The organism is Geodermatophilus sp. SYSU D00758, from assembly GCF_054049955.1.
On sequence record NZ_JBJGYK010000044.1, the window covers coordinates 1 to 26221 of the forward strand.

The window sequence follows — 26221 nt, forward strand, 5'->3', positions numbered from 1 at the left end:
CTGCACCGCCCGGGCCAGCGCCAGCCGCGCCCGCACCCCCGCCGCGGCCGCCGGGGACAGCAGCGCCGCGGCCGCCGGCGTCCCGCCCAGCACCAGCGAGCCGCGCGGCTCCCCGGCCAGGTTGCGCGCCGCGCTGCTGGCCAGCCCGGCGGTGTCGACCAGGGCCAGCACCTCGCCCTCGATGCCGGCCGGCGCGGCGGCCAGCACCGCCACGTGCCGGGCCACCCCGGCCCAGGGCACCTCGGCGGCGGTACCGGTCAACCGCCAGCGGCCCGGCCCGTCGCCGTCGTCGACCGGCTCGGCGTGCACCACCCCGCCGAGCGCCACCGTCAGCGGCTCGGCCGGATCGGGCACGCCCAGCCCGGCGGCCAGCAGCGCCGGAGCGGCCACCAGCAGCCCCTCGGCCACCGGCACCGCACCGGCCCCGGCGGCCAGGGCCGCGACGATCGCCACCGCATCGGCGATCTCCCCGCCCGACCCCCCGGCCTCCTCCGGCACGCCCACCCCGGTCAACCCCGCCGCGGCCAGCTCGGCCCACAGCCCGGCGTCCCACGCCCGCTCGGCGTCGAGCAGCAGCGGCTCGTGCCCGCCCAGGATGTCGCGCACCGTGGCCACCACCAGGTCCCGGTCACCGCCCGCCGTGCTCACCGCAGCCCCGCTCACCGCAGGCCCAGCCCGCGCGCCACGATCCCCTTGAGGATCTCGTTCGTCCCGCCCCGCAGCGTGTACCCGGGCGCGTGCAGCTGCGCCTCGGCCAGCGCCCGCCCCAGCGGATCCGGCGAATCCAGCGACGCCGGCACGTCGACCACCGCCCGGATCTCGGCGACCACGTCGGCCTCGAACGTGGTGCCGGCGTCCTTGACCAGCGCCGCCGGCACGTCGGGCAGCTCCCCGCGGTCCAGCGCCGCGGCGATCCGCAGCGACAGCTGCCGCAACGCCAGCAACCGCGCGCTCAACCGGCCCAGGGCCGCCAGCGCCGCGCCGTCCCCGGCCTCGGCGGTCCGCCGGGCGAACTCCGCGAGCAGCGGATAGGTCGACAGGAACCGCTCCGGCCCACTGCGCTCGAAGGCCAGCTCCGCGGTCACCTGCTGCCAGCCGGCGCCCTCGGTGCCCAGCAGCATCTCCCCGGGCACCAGCACCTCGTCGAAGACCACCTCGTTGAAGTGGTGCCCGCCGTCGAGGATCCGGATCGGGTTGACCGCGATGCCCGGGCTCGAGAGGTCCACCAGCAGCTGCGAGAGCCCCCGGTGCCGGCCCCGCGGCCCCTCCCCCGGCGGCGAGGTGCGCACCAGCACGATCGCGTAGTGCGAGTGGTGGGCGTTCGACGTCCACACCTTCGCCCCGTTGACCACCCAGTCCCCGCTCCCGGTGCGGACCGCCCTGGTGCGGATGCTGGCCAGGTCCGAGCCCGAATCCGGCTCGGACATGCCGATCACGAAGAAGCACTCCCCCGCCGCGATCCGCGGCAGGATCGCCGCCCGCTGCGCCTCGGTGCCATAGCGCAGCAGGTTGGGCCCGGACTGCCGATCGGCGATCCAGTGCGCCGCCACCGGCGCCCCGGCGGCCAGCAGCTCCTCGGTCACCGCGTAGCGCTCCATCGCCGACCGCTCGTGCCCGCCGTAGGCCTTCGGCCAGGTCATCCCCAGCCAGCCCCGCTCCCCCAACTTCCGGGAGAACACCGGGTCCACCCCCGACAACCAGGTGTCCACGTGCGTGGCGAAGGTGCCGGCCTCCCGCTCGGCCGCCAGGAACTCCCGCACCTCCGCCCGCACCCGCTCCGCCGCCTCCGACGACGGCGCCGGCTGGAGCTGCAGCCCGCTCACGGCCGGGCCCCGGTGGTCACCGCGCCGTCCCGGACGGTCCAGGTGTCGGCGCCGTGCACCAGGGCGCGCAGGTCCGCACCCCCGGCCTCGACGGCGGCGCGGACCTGCGCGCGGGCGAGGTCGTCGTAGGTGGGCCGGGCGACCTGGCGCAGCACGCCGAACACCACGTGCGCGAGGTCCTGGTCCGACAGCCGGGCGAGGGCGTAGGCCAGCTCGGGGTCGGTGGCGTCGTGCACGACGACGTCCTCCGGCGCCACCTCGGCGGTCGGCGCGACGGCGAGGCCGAAGCCGCGGCGGACGACGGCCCACCGGCCGTCGGTGCCGAAGGTGATCGGTTCGCCGTGCCGCACGCCGATCACCCGCGACTCCGCGTCGTCCGGGCGACGCAGCACGTCGAACGAGCCGTCGTTGAAGATCGGGCAGTCCTGGTAGATGTGCACCAGCGAGGCGCCGCGGTGCCGGGCCGCCGCCTCGAGCACCTCGGTGAGCCCCTTCCGGTCGGAGTCCATCGCCCGCGCGACGAAGGTCGCGTCGGCGCCCAGGGCCAGGGCCAGCGGGTTGAACGGCGCGTCCACCGAGCCGTCGGGGGTGGACTTGGTGACCTTCCCCGCCTCGCTGGTCGGCGAGTACTGGCCCTTGGTCAGGCCGTAGATCCGGTTGTCGAACAGCAGGATGGTCATGTTGACGTTCCGGCGCAGGGCGTGCACCAGGTGGTTGCCGCCGATGGAGAGCGCGTCGCCGTCGCCGGTGACCACGAACACCGACAGGTCCGGGCGGGAGGTGGCCAGACCGGTGGCGATCGCCGGGGCCCGGCCGTGGATCGAGTGCATCCCGTAGGTGTCGAGGTAGTACGGGAACCGCGACGAGCAGCCGATCCCCGAGATGAACACCGCGTTCTCCCGCCGGATCGACAGGGCGGGGAGGAACGAGCGGACGGCGGCCAGCACGGCGTAGTCCCCGCAGCCGGGGCACCAGCGCACCTCCTGGTCGCTGGTGTAGTCCTTGGCCTTCTGCGGGGCGTCGGCGGGCGGGACGAGGTCCAGCCCGCCGACGGTCGGCATGCCGAGGTCGGTGCTCACGCGGTCACCTGCTCCTTCCGGACGTACGGGGTGAGGCGCTCGGCCAGCTCGGCGGCGCCGAAGGGCAGCCCGGCGACCTTGGTCACCGACTCCACAGGCGCCGCGAAGCGGCCCTGCAGCAGGAGCGCCAGCTGGCCGAGGTTCATCTCGGGCACCACCACGCAGCGGTACGAGCGCAGCACCGCCCCGGTGTTCGCCGGCAGCGGGTTGAGGTGGCGCAGGTGGGCCCGGGCCACCCGGTGACCGGCCGTGCGCAGCCGCCGCACGGCCGCGCCGATCGGGCCGTAGGTCGACCCCCAGCCCAGCACGAGGACGTCGGCGTCCCCGGTCGGGTCCTCCACCTCGAGGTCCGGGACGGCGATGCCGTCGACCTTGGCCTGCCGGACCCGGACCATGAACTCGTGGTTGGCCGGGTCGTAGGAGATGTCGCCGGTCCGGTCGGCCTTCTCCAGCCCGCCGATCCGGTGGGTCAGCCCCGGGGTGCCCGGCACCGCCCACGGCCGGGCGAGGGTCCCGGGGTCGCGCAGGTAGGGCAGGAACTCCCCGTCGGGCCCGTTCGGCCCGGTGGCGAACTGCACGGTGAGGTCGGGCAGCTCCTCGACCTCGGGCAGCCGCCAGGGCTCCGAGCCGTTGGCGATCGCCCCGTCGGAGAGCACGAACACCGGCGTCCGGTAGGCCAGCGCGATGCGGGCGGCCTCCAGCGCCGCGTCGAAGGCGTCGGCCGGTGAGCGCGGCGCGACCACCGGTACCGGGGACTCGCCGTTGCGGCCGAACAGCACCTGCAGCAGGTCGGCCTGCTCGGTCTTGGTCGGCAGCCCCGTCGAGGGACCGCCCCGCTGCACGTCGACGACGACCAGCGGCAGCTCGGTCATGACCGCGAGCCCGACGGCCTCGCTCTTGAGCGCCACGCCGGGGCCGGAGGTCGAGGTCACCCCCAGCGCCCCGCCGTAGGCCGCGCCGAGGGCCGCGCCGACCGCGGCGATCTCGTCCTCGGCCTGGAAGGTGGTCACGCCGAACCGCTTGAGCCGGGACAGCTCGTGCAGGACGTCCGACGCCGGGGTGATCGGGTAGCTGCCGAGGAAGACCGGCAGGCCGGAGCGCACCCCGGCGGCGACCAGGCCGTAGGCCAGCGCCAGGTTCCCGGTGACCTGCCGGTAGGTGCCGTCCGGCAGGACCGCCGGCGCCACCTCGTAGGGGACGGCGAACGCCTCGGTGGTCTCCCCGTAGGCGTGCCCGGTGCGGAAGGCGACCACGTTGGCCTCGGCGATCTCCGGGCGCCGGGCGAACTTCGCGCGCAGCCACGCCTCGGTGCCCCCGGTCGGGCGCGAGTACATCCACGACAGCAGGCCGAGGGCGAACATGTTCTTGGCGCGCTCGGCGTCCTTCTTGCCCACCCCGAGCTCGGCGAGGGCCGCCGTGGTCAGCGAGGTCATCGCCACCCGGTGCACCGTGTACGGCGCCAGGGAGCCGTCCTCGAGGGGGTCGGCGGCGTAGCCGACCTTCGCCAGATTGCGGCGGGTGAACTCGTCGGTGTCGACGATCAGCACGCCGCCGGCCGGGAGTTCCCCGACGTTGGCCCTGAGCGCCGCCGGGTTCATCGCCACCAGCACGTCGGGGCGGTCCCCGGGCGTGAGGATGTCGTGGTCGGCGAAGTGCAGCTGGAAGCTGGAGACCCCGGCCAGCGTGCCGTGCGGCGCCCGGATCTCGGCGGGGAAGTTCGGCAGCGTCGCGAGGTCGTTGCCGAAGGCCGCGGCCTCCGCGGTGAACCGGTCCCCCGTCAGCTGCATGCCGTCGCCGGAGTCGCCGGCGAAGCGGATCACCACGCGCGAGCGCGGCTGCGCCGGACGGGCGTCGGCGCCCGCCCCGGCGGTGCTGGTCATCGCGGGGCTGGACATCGCGGGGCTGGACATCGCGCCTCCGGGGTGCGAGGGGCACCGGGGACGGTGGGTTCCCCGGCGGGTCAAACTAGGATAAGCATTAGCACCGATGAGGGGAACCCGCGAGGCTCCGGCCCGCTCCGCCGTCCTGGGGGTGAGCACCCTCGCCATGGGCCTGGGCGCGTCCCCGTTCCTCCTCGCGGGCTACCTCGGGCCGGCCCTGCGCGCCGACCTCGGCCTCACCGGCGCCCAGCTGGGCCTGGTCACCGGCCTCTTCTACGGCGCGACCGGGGTGACCTCGCTGCTGGGCGCCCGGCTGGTCGACCGGCTCGGGGCGCGCTGGTGGGTGGCCGGCAACCAGGCGCTGGTCGCCCTGGGCCTCGCGGCCACCGCCGCCGCGGGCGCGGTGGGCACCCTCCTGGCCGCCAGCGTGGTCACCGGGTGCGCCTACGCCTTCGCCAACGCGGGCACCAGCGTCGCGGTGACCACCGTGTCCCGGCCCGACCAGGTCGGCACCGCGGTCGCCGTCAAGACCGCCGGCATCCCCGCCGCGGCGACCGTCATGGCGCTGGTCGGGCTGCCCGCCGCGGGGGTCATGGGCTGGCGGGGCGTCTGCCTCGTGCTGGCGGGGCTGGCCGCCGTGAACGCGGCCCTGGCCCTGCTCTGGCTGCCCTCCCGCCGCCCGGCGCCCGCGGGGACCGGCGGCGGCGCGGCGCGCCTCCCGCGCGGCTTCGGGTGGGTGGCGCTCGCCTCCACCTGCTACGTGATCGGCACCAACCCGCTCACGGCCTGGCTGGTGCTGAGCCTGGTGGACGGCGGCGTCGACCCGGCCACGGCGGGCCTGGTGTCGGCGGCCGGCACCGGCACCGGTGCCGCGGCGATGGTGCTGGTCGCCCGCCGCAGCGACCGCAGCGGGCCCCGGCGCCGGGCGGCGACCGCCGCCGGCATCGGCGCGGTCAGCCTGGCCGGCACGCTGCTGCTCTGGACGGGGACCCACGTCGGCCTGGTCGTGGTCGCGCTCGGCGCGGTCGCCGGGCTGCTCGGCGCGATGGTCGGCGCCGGGTTCGCGCACGCGGTCGCCGTCGACCGGGCACCGCACGCGGTGGGCCGGGCGACGGCGGTGATGTCGTGCGGCTACTACCTCGGCGCGCTGGTCTCCCCGCTGGCCTTCGGCGCGCTCGCCGACGCCACGGGCGGGTACGACGTGCCGTGGGCGGTCACCGCGGGCGCGATGGCCCTGTCGGTCGTCGCCTACGCGGTCGTCCAGCGCCGCGTCCCCCCGGCCCCGGCCGGAGCCCCCGCGACCCCGGCCGGGGCCGGACGGGGCTGACCCGGGTTCAGGCCGCGGCCAGCGCCTCGTCCCACCCGGCACCTGCGAGCAGCAGCCTGCGGAAGGGCATCAGCGCCTTGACCGCGCCCAGGCCGACGACGCCGCGCAGCCGGCCCTCCCCGCCGGTGACGGCGACGAACGAGCCGCCGAGGTCGCCGGAGACCACCTGCACCTCGTCCCCGGGGCGCACCCGGCCGAAGACCTGCAGCCGGCCGCCGAGCTGGTCGGTCCAGACGTAGGGCAGCGCGTCGTGCACGGCCGGCTCGCCGGCCAGGTTCGCGGCCACGACGGCGGCCGTCTCGACCGCGTTGGTCCAGTGCTCGACCCGCACGTCCTCGCCGTAGCGCGGGTGGTGCCACCGGGCGACGTCGCCCACCGCGTGGACGCCCTCGACACCGACGGCGGCCAGGTGCTCGTCGCAGACCACCCCGTCGCGCAGGTCGAGGCCGGCCCCGGCCAGCCAGGCGGTCTCCGGCACGGTGCCCACCCCGAGGACGACGACGTCGGCCGGCAGCCGCGTGCCGTCGGTGAGCCGCACCCCCTCCACCCGGTCCCGGCCCTCGAGGCCGGCCACCGAGGCCCCGAGGTGCAGATCGACCCCTGCCGCGGCGTGCCGGCGGGTCATGGCCGCGCCCAGCTCGGGGCCCAGGCCGCGGATCATCAGGGAGGGCAGCGGCTCCACCAGCGCGACCGGTCGACCCAGCTGCCGCAGCGTCCACGCGACCTCGGCGCCGATGAAGCCGCCGCCGACCACGACCACCCGGGCGCCCTCGCTGCAGGCCGCCCGGATCGCGGCGGCGTCCGCCGCGGTGCGCAGGGCGAACACCCCGGGCACCGGCTCCAGGCCCGGGACGGTGCGCGGCGAGGAGCCCGTGGCGACCACCAGCCGGTCGAAGGCCACGCTCTCGCCGCCGTGCAGGCCCACCCGCCGGGCGCCGAGGTCGAGGTCCACGGCGCGGCCGGGGACCAGCTCGACGCCCAGCGCCCCGAGCTCCTGCCGCGAGGTCAGCGGCGCCGCCCCGGCGTCCGGCGAGGCGAGGAAGGCCTTGGACAGCGGTGGCCGGTCGACCGCGACGCCGTCCGCGGCGCCGGGCTCGCCGGCCACGAGCACGACGTCGGCGTCGCTGCCGCGGCGGCGCAGCCCCTGGACCGTCCGGACCCCGGCCAGCGAGGCCCCGACGACGACGATGCGCATGTCAGGGCGCCCGTTCAGGAGACCGTGATCGCCCGCTCGGGGCAGCTGTCGGCGGCGAGCTGGGCGTCCCCTTCCAGCTCGACGGGGACGGGGTCCACCATGACGATGGCGTGGCCGTCGCTCTCGTCGAGCTCGAACACGTCCGGGGCGCTCATGTGGCAGACGCCGTGGCCCTGGCAGACACCCAGGTCGACAGAGACGTGCATGGTCGTTCCCCTCCGGGTGCGGGCGACACCGCCCCACCCTGTTGACAGAGCAAAACCAGGATAAGCATTATCACACTGTGACGGAGAACAGAGACGGAGACCACATGAAGGCCCGCGGTCGGTGTCCCGTCGTCCACTTCGACCACCACTCGCAGGAGCACGCCGACGACACGGTCGGCAGCTACCGCGCGCTGCGGCAGACCCATCCTGTCGCGTGGTCGGAGTCCTACGGCGGTTTCTGGGTGCTGACCGACTACGAGTCGGTGTTCGAGGCCGCCCGCGACGACGACGTCTTCTCCTCCCAGCGCCTCGACCAGTACGGCGGCCCCGGGCTGTCGGTCGTCATCCCGAAGACGCCGATGCACAAGCACATCCCGATCGAGCTGGACCCGCCGGAGTTCCGCTCGTTCCGCAAGGTCATCAACCCGATCGCCTCCCCCGCGGCCGTGGCGAAGATCGAGGACATGATCGTCAAGTGGACCACCTGGTTCATCGACGAGCTCATCGAGTCCGGCGAGGCCGACCTCGCCCAGGTCATCGGCGTTCCCGCGATCTGCACGATCGACTGGCTCGGGCTGGACGTGGCGCACTGGCAGGTCTACGCCCGCTCCCACCAGGCCACGCTGGCCGAGCCGACCGACAGCCCGGTCTACAAGCATGCGGTCGAGGTCGACCTGCCGTGGTGCTCGGAGCAGATGCGGCAGACGATCGCCGCCCGCGCCGCGGAGCCCCGCGACGACGTCATCAGCTACCTGGTGCAGCAGGAGGTCGACGGCCGGCCGATCACCGAGGAGGAGGTCTTCTCGATCGTCGAGCTGCTGGTCAGCGGCGGCGTCGGGACGACGGCCTCGCTGGTCAGCCAGGCCCTCGTCTGGCTCTACGAGCACCCCGACGTCCGCCGGGAGCTCATCGACGACCCCTCGCTGCTGGACCGGGCGATCGAGGAGTTCCTGCGCTTCTTCTCCCCCACCCAGGCGCTGGCCCGCACCGTGCTCAAGGAGACCGAGTTCCACGGCTGCCCGATGAGCGTCGGTGACCGGGCGCTGCTGGCGTGGTCGTCGGCCAACCGGGACGAGCAGCAGTTCGAGAACCCCGACGAGATCGACATCCACCGCTGGCCGAACCGGCACCTCGCCTTCGGCGTCGGCGTGCACCGCTGCGCGGGCTCGCACTTCGGCAAGCGGATGGCCAAGGAGATGCTCAAGCAGGTCCTGGAGCGCATGCCCGACTACGCGGTCGACATGGCCGGGCTCAAGCGCTACCCGCGGCAGGGCGTGAACAAGGGGTGGCAGCGGATCCCCGCCACCTTCACACCGGGCGAGCGCCGGCTGCCGCCGGGCGCCGTCCCCGCCGGCGTGTCCGCCGCCAGCGCCCGCAGCTGACAGCGCCCGCAGACACCGCCCGCAGCTGCCACCGCCACGGCCGGCACGCGCAGCCGAGCACCCCCCCCCCGACGAGAGGAGCAGGTCCATGGCAGGGCGCATGGAGGGCAAGGTCGCCTTCATCACCGGCGCGGCCCGCGGTCAGGGCCGCAGCCACGCGGTCCGGCTGGCCCAGGAGGGCGCCGACATCATCGCCGTCGACATCTGCGAGGACATCGGCACCGTCACGCCGTACTACCCGCTGGCCACCGAGGACGAGCTGGCCGAGACGGTGGCGGCGGTGGAGGCCCTCGACCGGCGGATCGTCGCCCGCAAGGCCGACGTCCGCGACCTCGGCGCCCTCCAGGCCGCCTTCGACGCCGGTCTGGCCGAGCTCGGCCGGGTCGACACCGTCGTCGCCAACGCCGGCATCGCCACGTACGGGAAGGCGTGGGAGCTCACCGGCGAGCAGTGGAAGGACATGATCGACGTCAACCTCACCGGGGTCTTCCACACCGCCAAGGTCGCCATCCCCGCGATGATCGAGGCCGGCCGGGGCGGGTCGATCGTGTTCACCAGCTCGATCGGCGGCCTCAAGGGCATCCAGAACGTCGCCCACTACGTCGCCTGCAAGCACGGCATCGTCGGGCTGATGCGCACGCTGGCCAACGAGCTGGGGCCGCACTCGATCCGGGTCAACACGATCCACCCGACCAACGTGGACACGCTGATGATCCAGAACCCGGGCACCTGGGCGATGTTCTCCCCCGGCGACCCCGAGCCCAGCCAGGAGAAGGCGATGCCGGGGTTCCTGTCGCTGAACACCCTGCCGGTGCCCTGGATCGAGCCGGTGGACATCAGCAACGCCGTGCTGTTCCTGGCCAGTGACGAGGCCCGCTACGTCACGGGCGTGACCTTCCCGGTGGACGCCGGCGCGTTCGTGAAGTGACCCGCCGGTGGACGGCGGCGCCCGTGCGGCGCCGTCCACCGGCGGGGCTTGTGAGCCGGGCCACACCCTCCATATGGTGAACCTGTTTTACGGCAGTGCCGCCGAACCCAGGGAGACCACCCCATGACCTCGACCGTGGCCCCGCAGGCGCCGGACATCCTGTCCCCGGAGTTCATCGCCGACCCGTACCCCGCGCACCGGGTGCTCCGCGACCACTACCCGGCCCTCTACCACGAGGCGACGCAGAGCTGGCTGATCAGCCGGTACGCCGACTGCGCGTCGGCCTTCCGCAGCCCGGCCTTCTCCAGCCGCAACTACGACTGGCAGCTCGAGCCCATCCACGGCCGGACCATCCTGCAGATGGAGGGCCGGGAGCACGCCACCCACCGCGCCCTGCTCAACCCGTTCTTCCGCGGCAAGGGCCTGGAGGCCTTCCTGCCGGTCATCACGCACAACGCGGCCGAGCTCGTCGGCCGGACGGTCGAGCGCGCCGCGGCCGACCTGGCCGACGGCCTGCTCGACCGCGGGGCGGGCCGCGGGAGGGCCGACCTGGTCGCCGAGTTCACCACCTGGTTCCCGATCAACGTGATGGTCGACATGCTGGGCCTGCCCAAGAGCGACCACGAGCGCTTCCACCGCTGGTACCACTCGATCATGGCCCACCTGAACAACCTGGCCGGTGACCCGGCGATCACGGCCCAGGCGGACCAGACCCGCGAGGAGCTGCGGGACTACATGATGCCGATCATCCGCGAGCGCCGTTCCGGCGGCGGCGACGACCTGCTCTCCCGGCTGTGCCGGGCCGAGGTCGACGGCCAGCGGATGTCCGACGAGGAGATCAAGGCGTTCGTCAGCCTGCTGCTGGTCGCCGGCGGCGAGACGACCGACAAGGCGATCGCCAGCATGGTGCGCAACCTGCTCGACCACCCCGAGCAGATGGCCGCCGTCCGCGCCGACCGGTCGCTCGCCGACGCCGTCATCGCCGAGACCCTGCGCTTCTCCGGCCCGGTGCACATGATCATGCGCCAGACCGAGGAGGACGTCCGGGTCGAGGACACCACGATCCCCGCCGGCTCGACCTGCATCATGATGCTCGCCGCCGCCAACCGCGACGAGCGGCACTTCGCCGACCCGGACGTCTTCGACATCCACCGTCCCGACCTCGACGTGGCCAAGGCCTTCAGCGGGGCTGCCAACCACGTGCAGTTCATCCTCGGCCGGCACTTCTGCGTGGGCTCCCTGCTCGCGCGCGAGGAGATGACCGTCGCGCTGGACCTGGTGCTCGACCGACTGCCGGACCTGCGCTACCAGGAGGGCTTCACGCCCCGGGAGGTCGGTCTCTACACCCGCAGCGTGGAGCGCCTGCTGGTGGAGTTCGACACCCCCGCGTCCGCCTGACCCCACCCGTCCACCAAGGGCTTCTCAACCAGGCGAAACATGCATAGGGTAAGCCCGGTCACAGACATGCCGACGAGGCCGTCGGCCGAACGAGGAGAGCTCGCCATGTCCGCTCGCGGTGCCATCGAGAACGTGCTCAACCGCTACTCCATCGCCTACGACGAGAACGACATGACCGAGATGGCCGACACCTTCGCGGAGGGTGCGGTGCTGAGCATGCGGATCGCCGGCGGCGACCTCATCGGCCCGTTCGAGGGCAAGGAGGCGGTCATGAAGCTGATGACCGACAGCCTGGCCGGCCAGACCGACCAGCGCCGGCACGTCACCACCAACGTCGTCCTGCGCAAGGAGACCGACGACAGCGCCGTGGTCAGCTCCTACCTCACGCTCATCTCCGTCAAGGACGGCACGGCGACCCTGCTGTCGACCGCGCGCTACGAGGACGAGCTGGTCCGCGAGGCCGACGGCGCGTGGCGGTTCACCAAGCGGCACATCGAGCTCGACCTCCCGTACTGACCGCGCCACCCGGAAGGAGAGCCGCCGTGAACCAGGGCCTGATCCCGGCCAAGTGGGCCGCGCTGACCCCGCGCGCCGAGGCGATCGTCGACGTCCCCAACAGCCGCCGGATGACCTACGCCGAGTTCGACCAGCTGGTGCGGCGGGCGGCCAACGGCCTGCGCGGGCTGGGCCTGGAGAAGGGCGACCGCTTCGCCGTCCTCTCCCGCAACTGCGCCGAGTACATGGCCCTGTACTACGCCGCCGGCCGCGCCGGTCTGGTGCTCCAGCCGCTCAACTGGCGGCTGGCCGGCGAGGAGCTGGCCACCATCGTCCGGGACGCCGCGCCGAAGGCGGTGATCAGCGCCGACGAGTGGTCCGAGACGGTCGAGCAGCTGCAGCGCGACGTCGACGTCCCGAACTGGCTGCAGTTCGGCGACAAGAGCGACGGCAGCTTCACCCGGATGGTCGAGGCCGCCGGCGACGAGGAGCCGGTCTGGGTCGCCTCCGTGCTCGACGACGACCCGTTCTTCATCCTCTACACCGGCGGCACCACCGGGAAGAGCAAGGGCGCCGTCCACACCCACCGCAGCGCGGGGGCGATGATGCTGGCCCAGACCGTCGCCGAGCGGATCGTGCCCAGCGACGTCTACATGCTGACCGGGCAGATGTACCACATCCCCACCGTGCTGGCGATGAACTACAACCGGCACGGCTGCCCGCTGGTGCTGGTCAACTTCGAGGCGCAGCAGGCCCTGGAGGTCATCCAGGAGGAGAAGGTCTCGGCCTTCCTCGGCATCACCACGATGATCAACTGGATGATGGCCGTGCCGGGCTTCGCGAGCTACGACCTCTCCAGCCTGCGCAACTTCCAGTACGGCGGTGGTCCGATGCCCTCCTCGGTCGTCCGGGCGGCGATGGACAACTTCCCCTGCACGATGATCCAGGGCTACGGGCAGACCGAGGGCGCCGGGATGACCTTCCTGTCGCAGGAGGACCACATCCGGGCGGTGAACGGCGACCACCCCGAGCGGCTGCGCTCCTGCGGCCGGGAGGGCTTCACCGCCCAGATCCGCGTCGTCGACGAGCTCGGCCGCGACGTGCCCCGCGACGGGCGCACCGCCGGGCAGATCATCGTCCGCGGCGAGCAGAACATGATCGGCTACCTCAACCAGCCGGAGCTGACCGCGCAGACCATCCGCGACGGCTGGATGTGGACCGGCGACATGGCCACCTGGGACGAGGACCGCTACGTGTTCATCGTCGACCGCGCCAAGGACATGATCATCTCCGGCGGGGAGAACATCTACTCGGTGCAGGTCGAGGAGGCGATCAACCAGCACCCGGCCGTGCTGGAGTGCGCCGTCTTCGGCGTCCCGGACGACGAGTGGGGCGAGTCGGTCAAGGCCGTCGTCGTCCTCAAGCCGGGGCAGACGGCCACCGAGCAGGAGATCATCGACGAGGCCAGGAAGCACCTCGCCGGCTACCAGAAGCCGCGCTCGGTGGACTTCGTCGGGCAGCTGCCCAAGGCCCCGACCGGCAAGATCCTCAAGCGCGAGCTGCGCCAGCCCTACTGGGCCGACCGCGACCGGGGGGTCTGAGTGCCCTTCGCCGAGGCGGAGCTGCAGGAGCAGGTGGGCCGCCGGTTCCCCGGCGGCACCTACACCGTCCACCCGTGGCGGGCCTGGCTGCTGGCCGACACCGTGCTCGCCGAGCCCCCGTCGCTGCTGCCGGGGGCCGGCGAGCAGGTCGCCCACCCGCTGTTCGCCTGGATGGCCGCCACCGGCGCCATGGGCATCACCTGGGACGAGCTGTTCGCCTGGTTCGGCGCCACCGCCGCCGACGGCCCGGTGTTCGGCGAGCACGAGACCACGCTGCACCGCCCGCTCCGGGTCGGCGCCACCTACCGGGTCAGCGGCGGCATCGTCTCCGCCGAGCGCAAGGTCGGCCGGCGCACCGGCGCCTTCGACGTCGTCGGCTACGCCATGGACCTGCACGCCGTGGACCCGCATCCCACGGACCTGCACGAGACGGACCTGCCCGACACCGGGGACGGGAGCCACGTGGCCACCTGCTGGAACTCGATCGTCTTCCCGAGGAGGGGTGCATGACCGCGGCCGCGACCGTGGAGGCCGGCACCGAGCTGCCCGCCTACGACGTCCCCTCGGTCAGCGCCGAGAAGATGAAGACGATGGCCGCGCTGCTGGCCGACCCCACCCCGATCCACTGGGACGTCGCGACGCTGCAGGCCCTCGGCATGGGCGACCGGCCGGTCAACCAGGGCCCGCTCACCATGGGCTACGCCATGAACGCGGTCACCGCGTGGGCCGGCGGGCCGGACCGGCTGCGCCGGCTGCGGGTGCGCTTCCTCGGCACGGTCCTGGCCGGCCAGCACCTCCGGGTGCGGGCCACGGTCACCGCCGTCCGCGTGGAGGGCGGCGCCCGGCTGGCCGACTGCGACCTCGTGGTGGAGGTGGTCGGCGAGGGTGACGGGGCGGCGCCGGTCATCTCGGGGAGCGCGACGGTGGTGCTGCCGTGACCTACGAACCCGCGGCCTACGAACCCCTGCGGTTCCAGCTCGCCTACGGCGACTGCGACACCGTCGGCATCGCCTACTTCGCCATCTACTACCCCTGGATGGAGCGCGCGCAGACCCTCTGGCTGTACTCCCACGGGCTGCGCAGCGGCGAGCTGGTCGACTCGCTCGGCGTGCTCACCGTCGGCGTGCACTCCGACTGCACCTACAAGCAGATGGTGCGGGTCTTCGACGAGCTCACCGTCGAGATCACCCTCGACCGGGTGGGGACGTCGTCCTACACGCTGGGCTTCGACTTCACCCGGGACGGCGAGGTCGTGACCCACGGGTCGATGACCTTCGTCTGCCGGACCCCGGAGGGCGGGAAGGCGGCCATCCCCGAGCGGCTGCTCGAGGTGCTGCGCACGCTCCCCGCCCCGGCGGGGGTGACGGCGTGACCCGGCTCGACCTCCCGGCGGTGACCGCCGACCTGACCACGGTCGCCGGGCTGCCGGAGGGTGACCTCGCCGCCCTGGCCCGAGCGGTGCGGGCGCAGGCCTACCGGCAGGCCGTCGCCGACCTCGGCGTCCTCTACGCGCGCGCGGTCGACGACCACGACGTCGACAGCGTGGTGGCGATGTACACCTCCGACGGCGTCTTCGAGCGCCGCGGGGTGGCCGCCACCGGGGCCGAGGAGATCCGCGCCGCCTACGTGGCCAGCTTCGACACCTACCGCACGATGCTGCACACCCCCCACCCGGGCGTGGTCCGGCTGCACGGGGACGGGACGGCGTCGGGCTGGTCGCACGGCCACGCCGAGCTGGCCACCCGGTCGACGCTGGTGCTGGCCTCGTTCCGCTACGAGGACGACTACCGCTGCGTCGACGGCCGGTGGCTGTTCGCCAGGCGGTCGATCACCTTCATGTACGCGGTGCCCGCCGACGAGCTGGCGACCAGCTTCGGCTCGGTGGAGCGGATGCGCTGGCCGCGCACCGCCCCGGAGGCCGCCGACTACCCGGAGAGCTCCCCCACCTGGGACACCTACCGGGGCTGAGCGGCAGCGACCCAGGACGCCGGGGCGCCGAGGCCCCGCGAGGAGGAGAGCAGCATGTACCGGATCGTCGTCAACTACCACCACCCCGAGGACCCCCAGGCGTTCCTCGAGCACTACCGGGGCACCCACGCCCCGCTCGGGAAGCGCCTGGAGAGGGTCAGCTCCTACACCTGGGGCCCCTGCGAGACCCTCGACGGCTCCCGGCCGGAGTACTTCCTGACCGCGGTCATGGAGTGGCCGTCGAAGGACGACGCGCTGGCCGACCTCGGCTCGCCCCAGGGCGCGGAGGCCCAGGCGGACATGGCCAACTTCGCCCAGGCCGGCGCCTCGATGGTCGCCTACGAGGCCGAGACGGTCGTCTGATGCACCTCGCCGGGAGCGGTCGGGGACGCGGGCCGCGCCGCCCGCCGACCGCTCCCGGCCAGGCCGGCGGTGGCCGAGCCCCCGACCCGGCCACCCGGCTGGCCCGGGTGGAGGACACCATCGCCGTGCACGAGCTGGCCGCGCGGTACGCCCTGGCCGTCGACGACCGCGACTGGGGGACGCTGCGCCGGCTGTTCACCGCCGACGCCGTGTTCGCCGGGATCGCCGAGCGGGTCACCGGACGCGACGCCGTCGTCGACTACCTGGCCCGGAGGCTGGCGGTGTCCGGGCCGACGGTGCACTCGCCGCACGCGCACGTGCTGGACTGGGGCCCGCCCGGCGAGGCGACCGGCACGGTGTCGATGCACGCCGAGCAGGCGATCGACGGCATCCCGGTGGTGCTGGCCTTCCGGTACTCCGACGCCTACCGGCGGGAGGGCGACGGGTGCTGGCGCCTCCGCTCCCGGCAGCTGCGCTTCCTGTACGCCGTGCCCGCCGCCGACTACCCGACCGCGGTCACCGAGCGGCTCGCCCTGCGCTTCCCGGGCGCGGCGCCGGCCCGCGCCCAGCTCGGCCCGTGGGCGGGGGGCTGAGGGTCCGGCGCCCACGGCGCGGGCGTCAGGGCTGCGCCGGTGGCGGCGCGAGGGGTGCCGGGTTGAAGCCCGGCAGGGCCAGGTGGCCGGCGTCGACGACGACCGCCTGACCGGTCACCCCGTACGCGCCGTCGGAGGCCAGCCACGCGGCCGCGTCCGCGATCGCCTCGGGTCCCAGCGCCCCCTGGCCGCCCAGGATCCCGTAGTGCAGGGCGGCGGCCTCGAAGTCCGCGCGGGTCCCGCCCGCCCGGCCGGCCATCCGGTCGTACAGGCCGGGCCAGTTGGTCATGGGCGTGTCCACCAGGCCCGGGCAGACCGCGTTCACCCGCACCCGGTGCGGGCCCAGCTCCAGCGCGGCGCTCCTCATCAGCCCGAGCACGCCGTGCTTGCTGGCCGCGTAGTGCGCCGCCCCGGGGTTGCCGCGCAACCCGTTGACCGACGAGGTGAGCACGATGGAGCCGCTGCGCCGCTCGACCATGTGCGGGGCGACGGCCTTCATGGTGCGCCAGACGCCCGTGAGGTTGACGTCCAGGACGTCGTCCCAGGTCTGGTCGTCCATCTCCCAGAACGGCGACTGGGAGAAGATGCCGGCGTTGGCCACGAGCACGTCGATCCCCCCGAAGGTGTCCAGGCCCTCGGCGACGACCTCGGCCAGCGCCGCCGACGACCGCACGTCCGCGGTGCGGGCCAGGATCCTGCGGTCGAGCGCCTCGACCGCGGCGGCGGTCTCCCGCAGGTCGTCCTGGCGGGCGGTGTCGTACGGGACGGTGGCGATCTGCGCGTCGATGTCGACGGCGATGACCTCGGCACCTTCCCGCGCCAGCGTGACGGCGTGCGCGCGGCCCTGGCCGCGGGCGGCACCGGTGACCAGGGCGACCTTGCCCTGCAGTCGCGACATGGATCTCCTCTCGGGGGGCCGGGCGGTGATCAGGCCGGCGGCATGCTGACCTCGCCCCCGAGTGCGGTGACGAGGACGATCGGGTCGAAGAACTCGGCCAGCCGGGTGATCCGCCCGTCCCGGACCGTGAACCGTGAGACGTAGGTGTTGCGGTAGGGCCGGCCGGTCGGGATGACGACGGTGTCGCTGGTGTACTCCGCGACCCACTCCCCCGGCCGCCCCTCCAGGGCGTCGATCCGGTAGCCCGCGAAGCGCATCGGCTCCATCAGGCCCTCGGGGTACACCTTCATCGCGTCGGTGCGCCCGCGGGACACCTTCGGGAAGCCGGGTGGCGCGTAGGGCAGCACCAGCTCGACGTCCTCGGCGAACGTCGCCTCGATGGCGGGCAGGTCCAGGCGTCCCACGGCGTCGAGGTAGGCCTCGACGACGGCGCGCTCGTCCGGTGCGCTCACGGTCGCTCCTCTCATCGGCCGCGCGCGGCGCGGAAGGCGGTGACCGCGGCGCGGTGCTCGGGTGTGCTGAACAGCAGGGCGATGGCCTCGACGGACTCGTTGAAGCCGCCCTCGGTGTCCCGGTTGACGAACGCCTTGCCGACCTGGACGGCCAGCGGCGGGTGGGCGGCCATCTCGGCGGCCAGGGCGACCGCCGCGGGCAGCAGGTCGTCGTCGGGGTGCACCTCCTGGACCAGCCCGGCCCGCTCGGCGCGGGCGGCGTCGACCTCGCGCCCGGTGAGCGCGAGGTAGCGGGTCCAGTGCCGGCCGAGGACGTCGGGTCCGCGCACGATCCCGTACCCGGGCATCAGGCCGACGGTGGGCTCCTTGAACGAGAAGCGGGCCGACTCGGCTGCCAGCACGACGTCGCAGGCCAGGGTCAGCTCGGCCCCGCCGCCGAAGGCGATCCCGTTGACCGCGGCGACGACCGGCACGGCGCACCGCTCGACGGCGGAGAAGGTGTCGTAGACCAGCTTCAGGTGCGGGCGGACCCGGGTCACGTCGCCGTCCAGGCCGGCGAACATGTCGATGTCACCTCCGGCGGAGAACGCCCGGCCGGACCCGGTGAGGACGACCGCGCGGACGCCGTCGTCCACCCCGAGCGTGCCCATCACCTCGAGCAGCTCGCGGAACCACGTCTCGTCCATCGCGTTGAGCTTTTCCGGCCGGTTCATCGTCAGGACGACGACGCCCGGTTCGGGGTCGGTGCGGGTGAACCGCTGCATCAGGGGGCCTCCCGGTCCCACGTGCCGGGCGGGACGCCGTCCGCGCGCAGCTTGTACTTCTCCACCCGCTGGCTCGGCGTCAGCGGCAGCGCGTCGAGCACGCGCACGTAGCGGGGGACGGCGAAGGCGGTCAGCCCGGCCCGGCAGTGCTCGACGAGCGCGGCGGGGTCGACGGTGGCGCCGGGCGCGGGGACGACGGCGACGGCCACCTCCTCCTCCGACAGCTCCGAGGGCACCCCGTAGGCGGCGACCTGCGCGACCGACGGGTGCTCCGACACGACCCGCTCGACCTCCCAGGAGGAGACGTTCTCGCCGCGCCGGCGGATCGTGTCCTTCATCCGGTCCAGGAAGGTGAGGAAGCCGTCGGCGTCGAGCACGCCGCGGTCGCCGGTGTGGAACCACAGCTCGCGCCAGGCGGCCGCCGTCGCCGCGGCGTCGCCGGCGTAGCCGTCGAACATCCAGCCGGGCCGCTTCGGCCGCACGACGATCTCCCCCGGCGTCCCGGGCGGCAGCGGCTCGTCCCGCTCGTCGACCACCGCGACGGTGTAGTTGGCCGACTCGCGGCCGGCGGTGCCGATGCGGCGCGCCCTGGGCGGCATGTCGGTGACGATGGAGACCTCGGTGCTGCCGTAGATCTCGGTCAGCTGCACGCCGAAGCGGCGCTCGAAGGACTCGAAGACCTCCGGCGGGCAGGGCGCCCCGAACGCCACCCGCACCGGGTTGTCGGCGTCATCGGGGCGGGGCGGCTGCTTGTGCAGGATGCTCATCATCGCGCCCTGGTAGTTGAACGCGGTGATGCCGTGGGCCCGGCTGGTGTCCCAGAAGCGGCCGGCCGAGAACGTCCGGTCGAGCACCAGGTCCGCGCCGGCCTCCGCGGCGGTCATCACGCTGCAGTAGCGGGCGTTGGAGTGGAACAGCGGGAAGACGCTGTAGAGCCGGTCGGCCGCTGTGTAGCCCATGAGCCCGACCGTGTGCCGGGCGAGGTTGACGTTTGCCCGGTGGGAGAGGACGGCGCCCTTGGGCGGGCCGGTCGTGCCGGAGGTGTAGAGGACGACCGCCGGCGCGGCGGGGTCGACCTCGGGCAGCGGCACCGGGTCGGCGGCGAGGACGTCGGCCAGGCCGGTCCCGCCCCCGCCGCTCTGCCGCCCGTGCACGACCACCCGGACGCCGTCCCCGGCGCAGGCGCGCACCGCCGCCTCGAACTCGGCGTCGCAGACCAGGACCCGGGCCCCGCTGTGCCCGAGCAGGTAGCGCAGCAGGGTGGGGCCGCTGGCCGGGTTGAGCGGCACCTCCACCAGGCCGGCGCGGGCCAGGCCGAACCAGACCGCGAGCGTGGCGACGCTGCTGCGCATGAGCACGCAGACCGGGTCGCCGGGGCGCAGCCCGAGGGCGAGGAACCCGGCGGCGGCGCGGTCGGCGCGGCGGTCCAGCCCGGTCCAGGTGACCCGCTCCCCGTGCACCAGCGCGCCGGCGTCCGCCCCCGCCCGGCCGGCCACCCCGGCCAGCCAGGCGCCGATCGACGGGGTGCCGGACATGCGACCTCCGGAGCGGGGTGACGGACGGGGGAGACCTGTGCCACCATCCAGCCAGAACCTGCGAACGATTACAAGGGTTAGATCGCAAGGAGGTCGCCATGGCCGAGCCCCCGCCCCCGGTCGGCGTCCGGGACATCGAGGACCTGCGCGGCACCTTCCTCGCCACCGCCGACCAGGACGCACTGCTGGCCGTGCAGACCGAGTGCACGGTGGCCTACACCTCGCGCGCGAGCTGGCCGGCCGCGGTGGTGATGAGCTTCCTGCGCCGCGACGGCCGGTTCTGGCTGACCGCGGTGGCCGGCCGGGACCACCTGGAGTCCCTGCGGGTCGACCCCCGGCTGACCCTCGTCGTGGACAACCGCGGCACGGGGCTGCCGGGCCGCCGGATGGTCGCCGTCCAGGGCACCGTGCGGGTCCACGAGGACCGCGCGACCAAGGACTGGTTCTACCCGGCCTTCGCCGAGCGCATGGCCGCCGACGACCCGGCCGCGTTCGTCCGGCTGCTGGACAGCCCGCGGCGGGCGGTGCTCGAGGTCGTCCCCACGGGCGTGCAGAAGAGCCACGACAGCCGCAAGATCGCCGGCAACGGCCGCGGCGGCCCGCGCACCTGACCCGGAAGCCCCCGACGATCATGAGATCCGGGAAGCGACACACCGGGACCGACCCGCGTGTCGCTTCCCGGACCTCATGATCGCGGAGAGGGGGTGGCGTCGGGCGGGGGGAACTGCGGCTTGCGCTTCTCGAGGAAGGCCTGCGCACCCTCGGCCATGTCCGGGCTGCCGATCGCCTGCACCAGCATGCCGAGCCCGTTGGTGAACGAGTCCCGGGCGGCGTTCCACCACACGTTCGAGCTGACCTTGGCGATCTCCAGGTACCGCGGGGAGAGCACCGACAGCTCCTCGACCAGTGCGTCGACCGCCCCGACCAGCTCGTCGTCCGGGACGACGGCGTTGACCAGACCCAGCTCGAGGGCCTGGGCCGCGGTGTAGCGCCGGCAGAGGAAGGCCATCTCCTTGGCCCGCTTCTCCCCGATCTGGACGCCGAGCACGTTCGTGGCGCCGGTGACCGGGGCGCTGCCCACCCGCGGGCCGGTCTGCCCGAAGGTCGCCGACTCCCCCGCGATCGCCAGGTCGCAGGCCACCACGAGCTCGTTGCCCCCGCCGGCCGCCGGGCCGTTGACCGCGGCGATGACGGGGCGCGGGTGGTTGCGGACCGCGTCGAACAGCCGCAGCGAGGCCCGGTACAGCCCGCGCATGTTCGTGACGTCGGGCGCCGAGAGGTTGGTCAGCGCCCCGCCGGCGCAGAACGACCCCGGCACCCCGGTGATGACCACGGCACGGCTGCGGGTGCTGCCGTCGAGGGCCTCGACCACCGCCTCGGCCATCTCCGGGTCGTAGGCGTTGCGCCGGTCGGGCCGGTTGAGGGTGATCCAGGTGGCATCGCCCCGCTGGGCCACGACGACATCGCCGCGCCGGTCGACCAGCACGCTGTCAGCCACGGGGGGCCTCCTCGACCAGCGGGCCGGGCGCCGGCTCCCCCTCGGCGATGCCCATCAGCCGGGCGAAGTTGCCGCCGAGGATGCCGGCCGTCGTCTCGTCGTCGTACCCCAGCGCCCGGATGGCGGCGATCTCCCGGGCGGGGTCGGCCATCGGCCAGTCCGAGCCGAACACGATCCGGTCGGCGCCGTGCCGGGAGATGATGTCGCGCACCCGCTCGGGGGCGAGCTCGGCCATGGTCGGCGGCCAGGAGGTCTCCAGGTACACGTTCTCCCCGAGCAGGTCGGCCTCGGCCTCCTCCAGCCGGTGGTAGCCGCCGAAGTGGCAGGCGACCAGCCGCAGGTCGGGGAACTGCCGCACGATGTCGCGGATCATCCCGGGCGTGGCGCGCTCGTTGCTCTCCCGGTCGCCGCCGGCACCCACGTGCGCGATGACGGCGATCTCCGAGCCGAACGCCTCGAGGACGTCCCAGACGCGCCGGTCGTCGTAGGCGAACCCCTGGAACAGCGAGTGCAGCTTCACCCCGGGGATGCCGTTGCGGCGCAGCGAGGCGAGGTTCTCCTCGACCGGGAGGTCGGGGTGGATCGTGCCGAAGCCCAGCAGCGGGCCGCCGCGGGACCGGGCGACGAACCGGTTGACCCCGTCGACGTACTTGGCGGTGTCGGCGATGCCGAGCAGCACGCCGCGGTCGACCCCGGAGTCGGCGAGCACGGTCGGGAGGGTGGAGATCTTCCCGTCCCCGACCCGCGGCAGCTGCGGGACCCGCGGCCCCAGCGCCCGCTCGGCGATCGCGTCGGGCCAGGCGTGGCAGTGGACGTCGATGATCACGGCTGTCCTCCGTCGACGGTGAGGACCGACCCCGTGGTGAACGAGGACCAGTCGCCGGCCAGGTAGAGCGCGGTGCCGACGATCTCCGACGGCTGCCCGCCGCGGCCGAGGGCGAAGGTCGCCGCCCGCCGGGCGAAGGCGTCCATGTCCCAGGCCGCCGACACGTCGGTGAGGAAGGTGCCGCACATGATCGCGTTGACCCGCACGCGCGGGCCGAAGGCGTGCGCCAGCCCGACGGTGACCGCGTTGAGCCCGGCCTTGGCCGCGGCGTAGGGCACGATGTCGGCCCGCGGGCGCGCCGCGCCGGTGCTGGAGACGTTGATGATCGACCCGCCCTCGCCGGCGGCCATCCGGGTGCCGACCAGGGCGGCGAGCCGGAACGGCCCCTTGAGGTTGACGCCGAGCACCTTGTCGAAGAGCAGCTCGCTGACGTCGGCCACGGTGTCGTAGCGCGGGCTCATCCCGGCGTTGTTGACCAGGACGTCGACCCGGCCGAACTCGCCGTAGGCGGCCTCGACGAGGTCGTCGAGGGCGTCCCACCGGCCGACGTGCGCCGCCACCGGCAGCGCCCGCCGCCCGGTGGTCTCGCGGACCTCGGCCGCGGCCTTCTCGCAGCTGTCCAGGTCGCGGCTGGCGATGACCACGTCGGCGCCGGCGGTGGCCAGGCCGAGCACCATCTCCCGGCCCAGCCCGCGGCTGCCCCCGGTGACCAGCGCGACCTTGCCCGAGAGGTCCACGGTCGGGCCGGGACGCTCCGGCGCGCTCACGCCGCCCGCACCGGGGCGGGGCCGACGACGTCGGCGCTGCCGAGCCGGGCGATCTCGTCGTGCGAGAGGCCGAGCAGCCCGCCGAGCGCGGACTCGGTGTGCTCGCCGACCTGCGGGACGCCGTCGTAGAGCGGGCCCGCGTAGCTGCCCATGTGCAGCACCGGCCCGGGCACCAGCACCCGCCCGAGGGCGGTGTTCGTCAGCTCGACCAGGGTGCGCTCCCGGAAGTGCGGGTCCTCGACGATGTCCTTGGCGTCGTTGACCGGCGCGGCCACCACCTCGTGGGCGTCGAGGTCGGCGAGGACGACGTCGCGCGGCCGCTGCGCCACCCAGGCCGTGACGTGCTCCTGGAGCTCCTCGTTGTGCGCCATCCGCGCGACGTTGGTGCTGAACTTCGGGTCGGTCTTGAACTCCGGCCGCCCCATCGCGTCGAACAGCCGCATCGCGATCGTCTGGTTGGACGCCGCGATCGACAGCCACTGCCCGTCCCCGGCCCGGTAGATGCCCCGCGGCGAGGCCGACCCCGACCCGTTGCCGACCCGCTCCTGGATGAACCCGGTGGCGGTGTAGTTGAGCACCAGGTCGCCGAGGATGAACATCAGCGGCTCGTAGAGGGCCACGTCCACGACGTCGCCCCGGCCGGTGCGGGTGCGGTTGAACAGGGCTGTCGTCGTCCCGAAGGCCGCCGAGAGCCCGGCGATCGAGTCGGCGAACCCGAACGGCGGCGAGGTCGGTGGCGTCTCCGGCCAGCCGTTGACGAAGGCGTACCCGCTGGCGGTCTCGGCCACCGTGCCGAACCCCGGGCGCTCCCGGTAGGGCCCGGTCTGGCCGAAGCCCGACACCCGGGTGAGGACCAGCCCCGGGTTCTCGGCCGAGAGGACGTCGTAGCCCAGGCCCCACTCCTCGAGCCGGCCCGGCCGGAAGGACTCGACGACCACGTCGACCCGCGCGGCCAGCCGCCGCACCAGGTCCCTGCCCTCAGGGCGGCGCAGGTCGATGCCGATCGACTCCTTGCCCGAGTTCAGCCGCGCGAAGCCGATGGACAGCCCCTCGTGCTGCGGCGTCCACTGCCGGGCGAAGTCCCCGCTGCGCGGGTCCTCCACCTTGACCACCCGCGCGCCGAAGTCGCGCAGCATCCGCCCCGCGGTCGGCGCCGCGTACATCGTGCCGAGCTCCAGGACGGTCACCCCCGCCAGCGGTGGGGTGCCCTGCGTCGTGCCACTCATGAGTTCCCCCTGCCCCGTCACGGCCGCCACTGCACGTGCTGCACCTCGAGGTACTCCCGGATGCCCCACTCGCCGATCTCCCGCCCGACGCCCGAGAGGCCGAAGCCGCCGAAGGGCGCGTCCGGGCGCATGTTCCCGCCGCCGTTGACCCACACCGTCCCGGAGCGGAGCCGCGCGGCGAGCGCGCGGCCGTGCTCGACGTCGGGCGTGTAGACGTTCGCGGCCAGCCCGTAGGCGGTGTCGTTGGCCAGCCGGACCGCCTCCTCCTCGGTGGCGAACGGCACCACGACGCCGACCGGGCCGAACACCTCCTGCTGCACCAGCCGGTTGTCGTGGGGCAGGCCGGCGAAGACCACCGGGTTGACGAAGTACCCGCGGTCGGGCACCGGGGTGTCCAGCGACAGCACGATCTCCCCGCCGTCGGCCAGGCCGCCGTCGATGAAGGACTGCACGCGCTGCCGGTGGTCCTCGCGGATCATCGGCCCGATGTTGACCGAGCGGTCCCACGGGTCGCCGACCCTCAGGGCGGTGAACGCGTCGGCCGAGGCGGCGAGGAACTCGTCGACCAGGCTCTCGTGCACCAGCATCCGGGCCAGCGCCGCGCAGCCCTGCCCGCCGTTGCGCGCCCACCGCAGGTGGATGTCCTTCGCCAGGCCGGCGGCGTCCACCCCGGGCAGCAGGATGTTCGGGGACTTGCCGCCGAGCTCCAGGGTCACGCCCTTGAGGCCGCGGGCGGCCTGCTCCATGATCCGCGCGCCGACGGCGTCGGAGCCGGTGAAGGAGACCCGGTCGACCCCGGGGTGGGTGGTCAGGTGCTGGCCGACCGAGGGCCCGTCGCCGATGACCACGTTGAGGACGCCGGGCGGGATGCCGGCCTCCTCGAACAGCTCGCCCATCCAGAGGGTGGTCAGCGGGGTCCGCGGGCTCGGCAGCAGCACCGCGGTGCAGCCGGCCGCCAGGGCGGCGCCGAACTTGAAGACGGCGAGGTTGATCGGGTAGTTGTAGCCGGTGATGCAGGCCACCACCCCGGCCGGCCGGTAGGCGACCTCCGAGCGGGTCAGCACGGGGTCGTGCCACTCCCCCAGCTGCACGGTGCGGTCGACCTTCGCCGCCTCGGCCTGCCAGCGCAGGTGGGTGATGCCGAGCTTGACCTGCATGACCTCGGCGAAGGCCACCGGGGTGCCGACCTCGTTGACGATCGAGGCGGTCAGCCGCTCGGTGTGCCGCTCGAAGACGTCGGCCAGCCGGTGGATCGCCGCGCTGCGCTCCTCGGGGCTCGCCTCCGCCCAGGCGGGGAACGCCCGGCGGGCGGCGGCGACGGCGGCGTCCACCTGGGCGGTCGAGGCGGTGGGCACGGTCGCCGTGACCTGCTCGGTCGCCGGGTTGACCGCCTCGATGACCGGGCCCTCGCCGGCGACCAGCCGGCCGTCGACCAGCAGCTCGCGGGTGGCCGGGACCCAGGTCCGCAGGTCGGTCTCGGTGCTGGTCATGCCTGCTCCTCGGACGGTGCGGTGCCGGCGGCGACGGCGGGCGCGCTGCCGCCGATCTCCGGGTTGCTGCCCCCGTTCTCGGGGCTCTTGGCCATGAGGCCGACGCGGGTGCACACCATGACCAGCTGGTCGTGCTGGTTGTACCCGCGGTGCTCGAACCACACGATCCCGCTGTCGGTGCGGCTCCTGCTCTCCCGCTTGTCCAGGATCGTCGTCTCGCCGCGCAGCGTGTCGCCGTGGAAGACCGGGTGCGGGAACTTCACCGAGTCGTAGCCGAGGTTGCCCAGCGTCGTCCCGAAGGTCAGCTCCAGCACGTGGAAGCCGCCGACCAGGGCGAGGGTGAACAGGCTGTTGAACAGCGGCCGCCCGTGCACGGTGCCCTTGGCGAACTCGTGGTCCAGGTGCAGCGGCTGGGTGTTCATCGTCAGCGACGTGAAGAGCACGTTGTCGGACTCGGTGACGGTCCGGGTGAACGGGTGCCGGTAGACCCGGCCGACCTCGAACTCCTCGAAGTAGAGCCCCCGCAT

At 73.9% G+C, this 26221-nt stretch carries 29 protein-coding genes; 13 read left to right on the plus strand and 16 right to left on the minus strand.

Annotated elements, in window-relative coordinates:
* The 4 genes from ACI8AC_RS21475 to ACI8AC_RS21490 all read right to left on the minus strand — a co-directional run.
* The coding region (locus ACI8AC_RS21475; protein WP_456899876.1) for an acyl-CoA dehydrogenase family protein at nucleotides 1-648 on the minus strand (648 nt) is incomplete at its 3' end.
* An 11-nt stretch (nucleotides 649-659) separates the two neighbouring features.
* Nucleotides 660-1823 (minus strand): acyl-CoA dehydrogenase family protein, encoded by a 1164-nt coding sequence (locus tag ACI8AC_RS21480; protein WP_456899877.1) that lies wholly within the window; start codon nucleotides 1821-1823, stop codon nucleotides 660-662.
* On the minus strand, nucleotides 1820-2902 hold the full coding sequence (locus ACI8AC_RS21485; RefSeq protein WP_456899878.1) for a 2-oxoacid:ferredoxin oxidoreductase subunit beta: 1083 nt from the start codon (nucleotides 2900-2902) through the stop codon (nucleotides 1820-1822). The genes ACI8AC_RS21480 and ACI8AC_RS21485 overlap by 4 nt, the downstream gene beginning before the upstream one ends.
* The gene (locus ACI8AC_RS21490; RefSeq protein WP_456899879.1) at nucleotides 2899-4812 is read right to left on the minus strand and encodes a 2-oxoacid:acceptor oxidoreductase subunit alpha; all 1914 of its coding nucleotides are present in this window, start codon (nucleotides 4810-4812) and stop codon (nucleotides 2899-2901) included. Before ACI8AC_RS21490 ends, ACI8AC_RS21485 begins: the two co-directional genes overlap by 4 nt.
* Before the next feature lie 76 nt (nucleotides 4813-4888).
* Between ACI8AC_RS21490 and ACI8AC_RS21495 the strand changes: the two genes are divergently transcribed.
* Nucleotides 4889-6109, plus strand: a complete 1221-nt coding sequence (locus ACI8AC_RS21495) for an MFS transporter (protein ID WP_456899880.1) — start codon at nucleotides 4889-4891, stop codon at nucleotides 6107-6109.
* 7 nt (nucleotides 6110-6116) lie between these two features.
* Here ACI8AC_RS21495 and ACI8AC_RS21500 read toward each other — a convergent pair whose 3' ends face one another.
* A complete protein-coding gene (locus ACI8AC_RS21500; protein WP_456899881.1) occupies nucleotides 6117-7304 on the minus strand; it encodes an NAD(P)/FAD-dependent oxidoreductase in 1188 nt (395 codons plus the stop codon).
* A 14-nt stretch (nucleotides 7305-7318) separates the two neighbouring features.
* The gene (locus tag ACI8AC_RS21505; RefSeq protein WP_456899882.1) at nucleotides 7319-7510 is read right to left on the minus strand and encodes a ferredoxin; all 192 of its coding nucleotides are present in this window, start codon (nucleotides 7508-7510) and stop codon (nucleotides 7319-7321) included.
* 77 nt (nucleotides 7511-7587) lie between these two features.
* On the opposite strand from ACI8AC_RS21505, the gene ACI8AC_RS21510 reads away from it, so the two are divergent.
* The 11 genes from ACI8AC_RS21510 to ACI8AC_RS21560 all read left to right on the plus strand — a co-directional run bounded on the left by ACI8AC_RS21510 (nucleotide 7588) and on the right by ACI8AC_RS21560 (nucleotide 16238).
* Nucleotides 7588-8892 carry a cytochrome P450 gene (locus ACI8AC_RS21510; RefSeq protein WP_456899883.1) on the plus strand — a complete coding sequence of 435 codons (1305 nt, stop codon included), beginning with the start codon at nucleotides 7588-7590 and terminating at the stop codon, nucleotides 8890-8892.
* An 88-nt stretch (nucleotides 8893-8980) separates the two neighbouring features.
* Nucleotides 8981-9820: a mycofactocin-coupled SDR family oxidoreductase gene (locus ACI8AC_RS21515; RefSeq protein ID WP_456899884.1), complete on the plus strand. Its 840-nt coding sequence runs from the start codon at nucleotides 8981-8983 to the stop codon at nucleotides 9818-9820.
* A 123-nt stretch (nucleotides 9821-9943) separates the two neighbouring features.
* The gene (locus tag ACI8AC_RS21520; protein ID WP_456899885.1) at nucleotides 9944-11218 is read left to right on the plus strand and encodes a cytochrome P450; all 1275 of its coding nucleotides are present in this window, start codon (nucleotides 9944-9946) and stop codon (nucleotides 11216-11218) included.
* A gap of 105 nt (nucleotides 11219-11323) precedes the next feature.
* On the plus strand, nucleotides 11324-11734 hold the full coding sequence (locus tag ACI8AC_RS21525) for a nuclear transport factor 2 family protein (protein WP_456899886.1): 411 nt from the start codon (nucleotides 11324-11326) through the stop codon (nucleotides 11732-11734).
* A gap of 26 nt (nucleotides 11735-11760) precedes the next feature.
* Nucleotides 11761-13314 carry a class I adenylate-forming enzyme family protein gene (locus ACI8AC_RS21530; RefSeq protein ID WP_456899887.1) on the plus strand — a complete coding sequence of 518 codons (1554 nt, stop codon included), beginning with the start codon at nucleotides 11761-11763 and terminating at the stop codon, nucleotides 13312-13314.
* Nucleotides 13315-13824: a hypothetical protein gene (locus ACI8AC_RS21535; RefSeq protein WP_456899888.1), complete on the plus strand. Its 510-nt coding sequence runs from the start codon at nucleotides 13315-13317 to the stop codon at nucleotides 13822-13824.
* Nucleotides 13821-14252 (plus strand): MaoC family dehydratase, encoded by a 432-nt coding sequence (locus ACI8AC_RS21540; RefSeq protein ID WP_456899889.1) that lies wholly within the window; start codon nucleotides 13821-13823, stop codon nucleotides 14250-14252. The genes ACI8AC_RS21535 and ACI8AC_RS21540 overlap by 4 nt, the downstream gene beginning before the upstream one ends.
* Nucleotides 14249-14686 carry an acyl-CoA thioesterase gene (locus ACI8AC_RS21545; protein WP_456899890.1) on the plus strand — a complete coding sequence of 146 codons (438 nt, stop codon included), beginning with the start codon at nucleotides 14249-14251 and terminating at the stop codon, nucleotides 14684-14686. The genes ACI8AC_RS21540 and ACI8AC_RS21545 overlap by 4 nt, the downstream gene beginning before the upstream one ends.
* Complete coding sequence (locus ACI8AC_RS21550) at nucleotides 14683-15282, plus strand: nuclear transport factor 2 family protein (protein ID WP_456899891.1); 600 nt, start codon at nucleotides 14683-14685, stop codon at nucleotides 15280-15282. The genes ACI8AC_RS21545 and ACI8AC_RS21550 overlap by 4 nt, the downstream gene beginning before the upstream one ends.
* A 54-nt stretch (nucleotides 15283-15336) precedes the next feature.
* Nucleotides 15337-15645: an EthD family reductase gene (locus ACI8AC_RS21555; RefSeq protein WP_456899892.1), complete on the plus strand. Its 309-nt coding sequence runs from the start codon at nucleotides 15337-15339 to the stop codon at nucleotides 15643-15645.
* Entirely contained in the window at nucleotides 15645-16238 is a 594-nt protein-coding gene (locus ACI8AC_RS21560) for a nuclear transport factor 2 family protein (protein ID WP_456899893.1), read from the plus strand. Before ACI8AC_RS21555 ends, ACI8AC_RS21560 begins: the two co-directional genes overlap by 1 nt.
* Nucleotides 16239-16263: 25 nt before the next feature.
* Here ACI8AC_RS21560 and ACI8AC_RS21565 read toward each other — a convergent pair whose 3' ends face one another.
* The 4 genes from ACI8AC_RS21565 to ACI8AC_RS21580 are packed head-to-tail and all read right to left on the minus strand — an operon-like array spanning nucleotide 16264 to nucleotide 19887.
* Nucleotides 16264-17136 (minus strand): mycofactocin-coupled SDR family oxidoreductase, encoded by an 873-nt coding sequence (locus tag ACI8AC_RS21565; protein WP_456899894.1) that lies wholly within the window; start codon nucleotides 17134-17136, stop codon nucleotides 16264-16266.
* Nucleotides 17137-17165: 29 nt separating this feature from the next.
* On the minus strand, nucleotides 17166-17588 hold the full coding sequence (locus ACI8AC_RS21570; RefSeq protein ID WP_456899895.1) for a nuclear transport factor 2 family protein: 423 nt from the start codon (nucleotides 17586-17588) through the stop codon (nucleotides 17166-17168).
* An 11-nt stretch (nucleotides 17589-17599) separates the two neighbouring features.
* Nucleotides 17600-18352: an enoyl-CoA hydratase/isomerase family protein gene (locus ACI8AC_RS21575; protein WP_456899896.1), complete on the minus strand. Its 753-nt coding sequence runs from the start codon at nucleotides 18350-18352 to the stop codon at nucleotides 17600-17602.
* On the minus strand, nucleotides 18352-19887 hold the full coding sequence (locus ACI8AC_RS21580) for an AMP-binding protein (protein ID WP_456899897.1): 1536 nt from the start codon (nucleotides 19885-19887) through the stop codon (nucleotides 18352-18354). The genes ACI8AC_RS21575 and ACI8AC_RS21580 overlap by 1 nt, the downstream gene beginning before the upstream one ends.
* Nucleotides 19888-19985: 98 nt before the next feature.
* Between ACI8AC_RS21580 and ACI8AC_RS21585 the strand changes: the two genes are divergently transcribed.
* Nucleotides 19986-20498: a pyridoxamine 5'-phosphate oxidase family protein gene (locus ACI8AC_RS21585; protein ID WP_456899898.1), complete on the plus strand. Its 513-nt coding sequence runs from the start codon at nucleotides 19986-19988 to the stop codon at nucleotides 20496-20498.
* A gap of 74 nt (nucleotides 20499-20572) precedes the next feature.
* Here the strand turns inward: ACI8AC_RS21585 and ACI8AC_RS21590 are convergent, their stop codons facing one another.
* Genes ACI8AC_RS21590 through ACI8AC_RS21615 form a run of 6 tightly spaced genes read right to left on the minus strand, consistent with a single transcriptional unit; the run spans nucleotide 20573 to nucleotide 26221 of the window.
* Nucleotides 20573-21385 (minus strand): enoyl-CoA hydratase/isomerase family protein, encoded by an 813-nt coding sequence (locus ACI8AC_RS21590; RefSeq protein WP_456899899.1) that lies wholly within the window; start codon nucleotides 21383-21385, stop codon nucleotides 20573-20575.
* Complete coding sequence (locus tag ACI8AC_RS21595) at nucleotides 21378-22211, minus strand: amidohydrolase family protein (protein WP_456899900.1); 834 nt, start codon at nucleotides 22209-22211, stop codon at nucleotides 21378-21380. The genes ACI8AC_RS21590 and ACI8AC_RS21595 overlap by 8 nt, the downstream gene beginning before the upstream one ends.
* Nucleotides 22208-22978: an SDR family NAD(P)-dependent oxidoreductase gene (locus tag ACI8AC_RS21600; RefSeq protein ID WP_456899901.1), complete on the minus strand. Its 771-nt coding sequence runs from the start codon at nucleotides 22976-22978 to the stop codon at nucleotides 22208-22210. The genes ACI8AC_RS21595 and ACI8AC_RS21600 overlap by 4 nt, the downstream gene beginning before the upstream one ends.
* A complete protein-coding gene (locus tag ACI8AC_RS21605) occupies nucleotides 22975-24204 on the minus strand; it encodes a CaiB/BaiF CoA transferase family protein (protein ID WP_456899902.1) in 1230 nt (409 codons plus the stop codon). The genes ACI8AC_RS21600 and ACI8AC_RS21605 overlap by 4 nt, the downstream gene beginning before the upstream one ends.
* 17 nt (nucleotides 24205-24221) lie before the next feature.
* Nucleotides 24222-25694, minus strand: coding sequence for an aldehyde dehydrogenase family protein (locus ACI8AC_RS21610; RefSeq protein WP_456899903.1), 1473 nt, complete (start codon nucleotides 25692-25694; stop codon nucleotides 24222-24224).
* Nucleotides 25691-26221: a MaoC family dehydratase gene (locus ACI8AC_RS21615; RefSeq protein WP_456899904.1), complete on the minus strand. Its 531-nt coding sequence runs from the start codon at nucleotides 26219-26221 to the stop codon at nucleotides 25691-25693. The genes ACI8AC_RS21610 and ACI8AC_RS21615 overlap by 4 nt, the downstream gene beginning before the upstream one ends.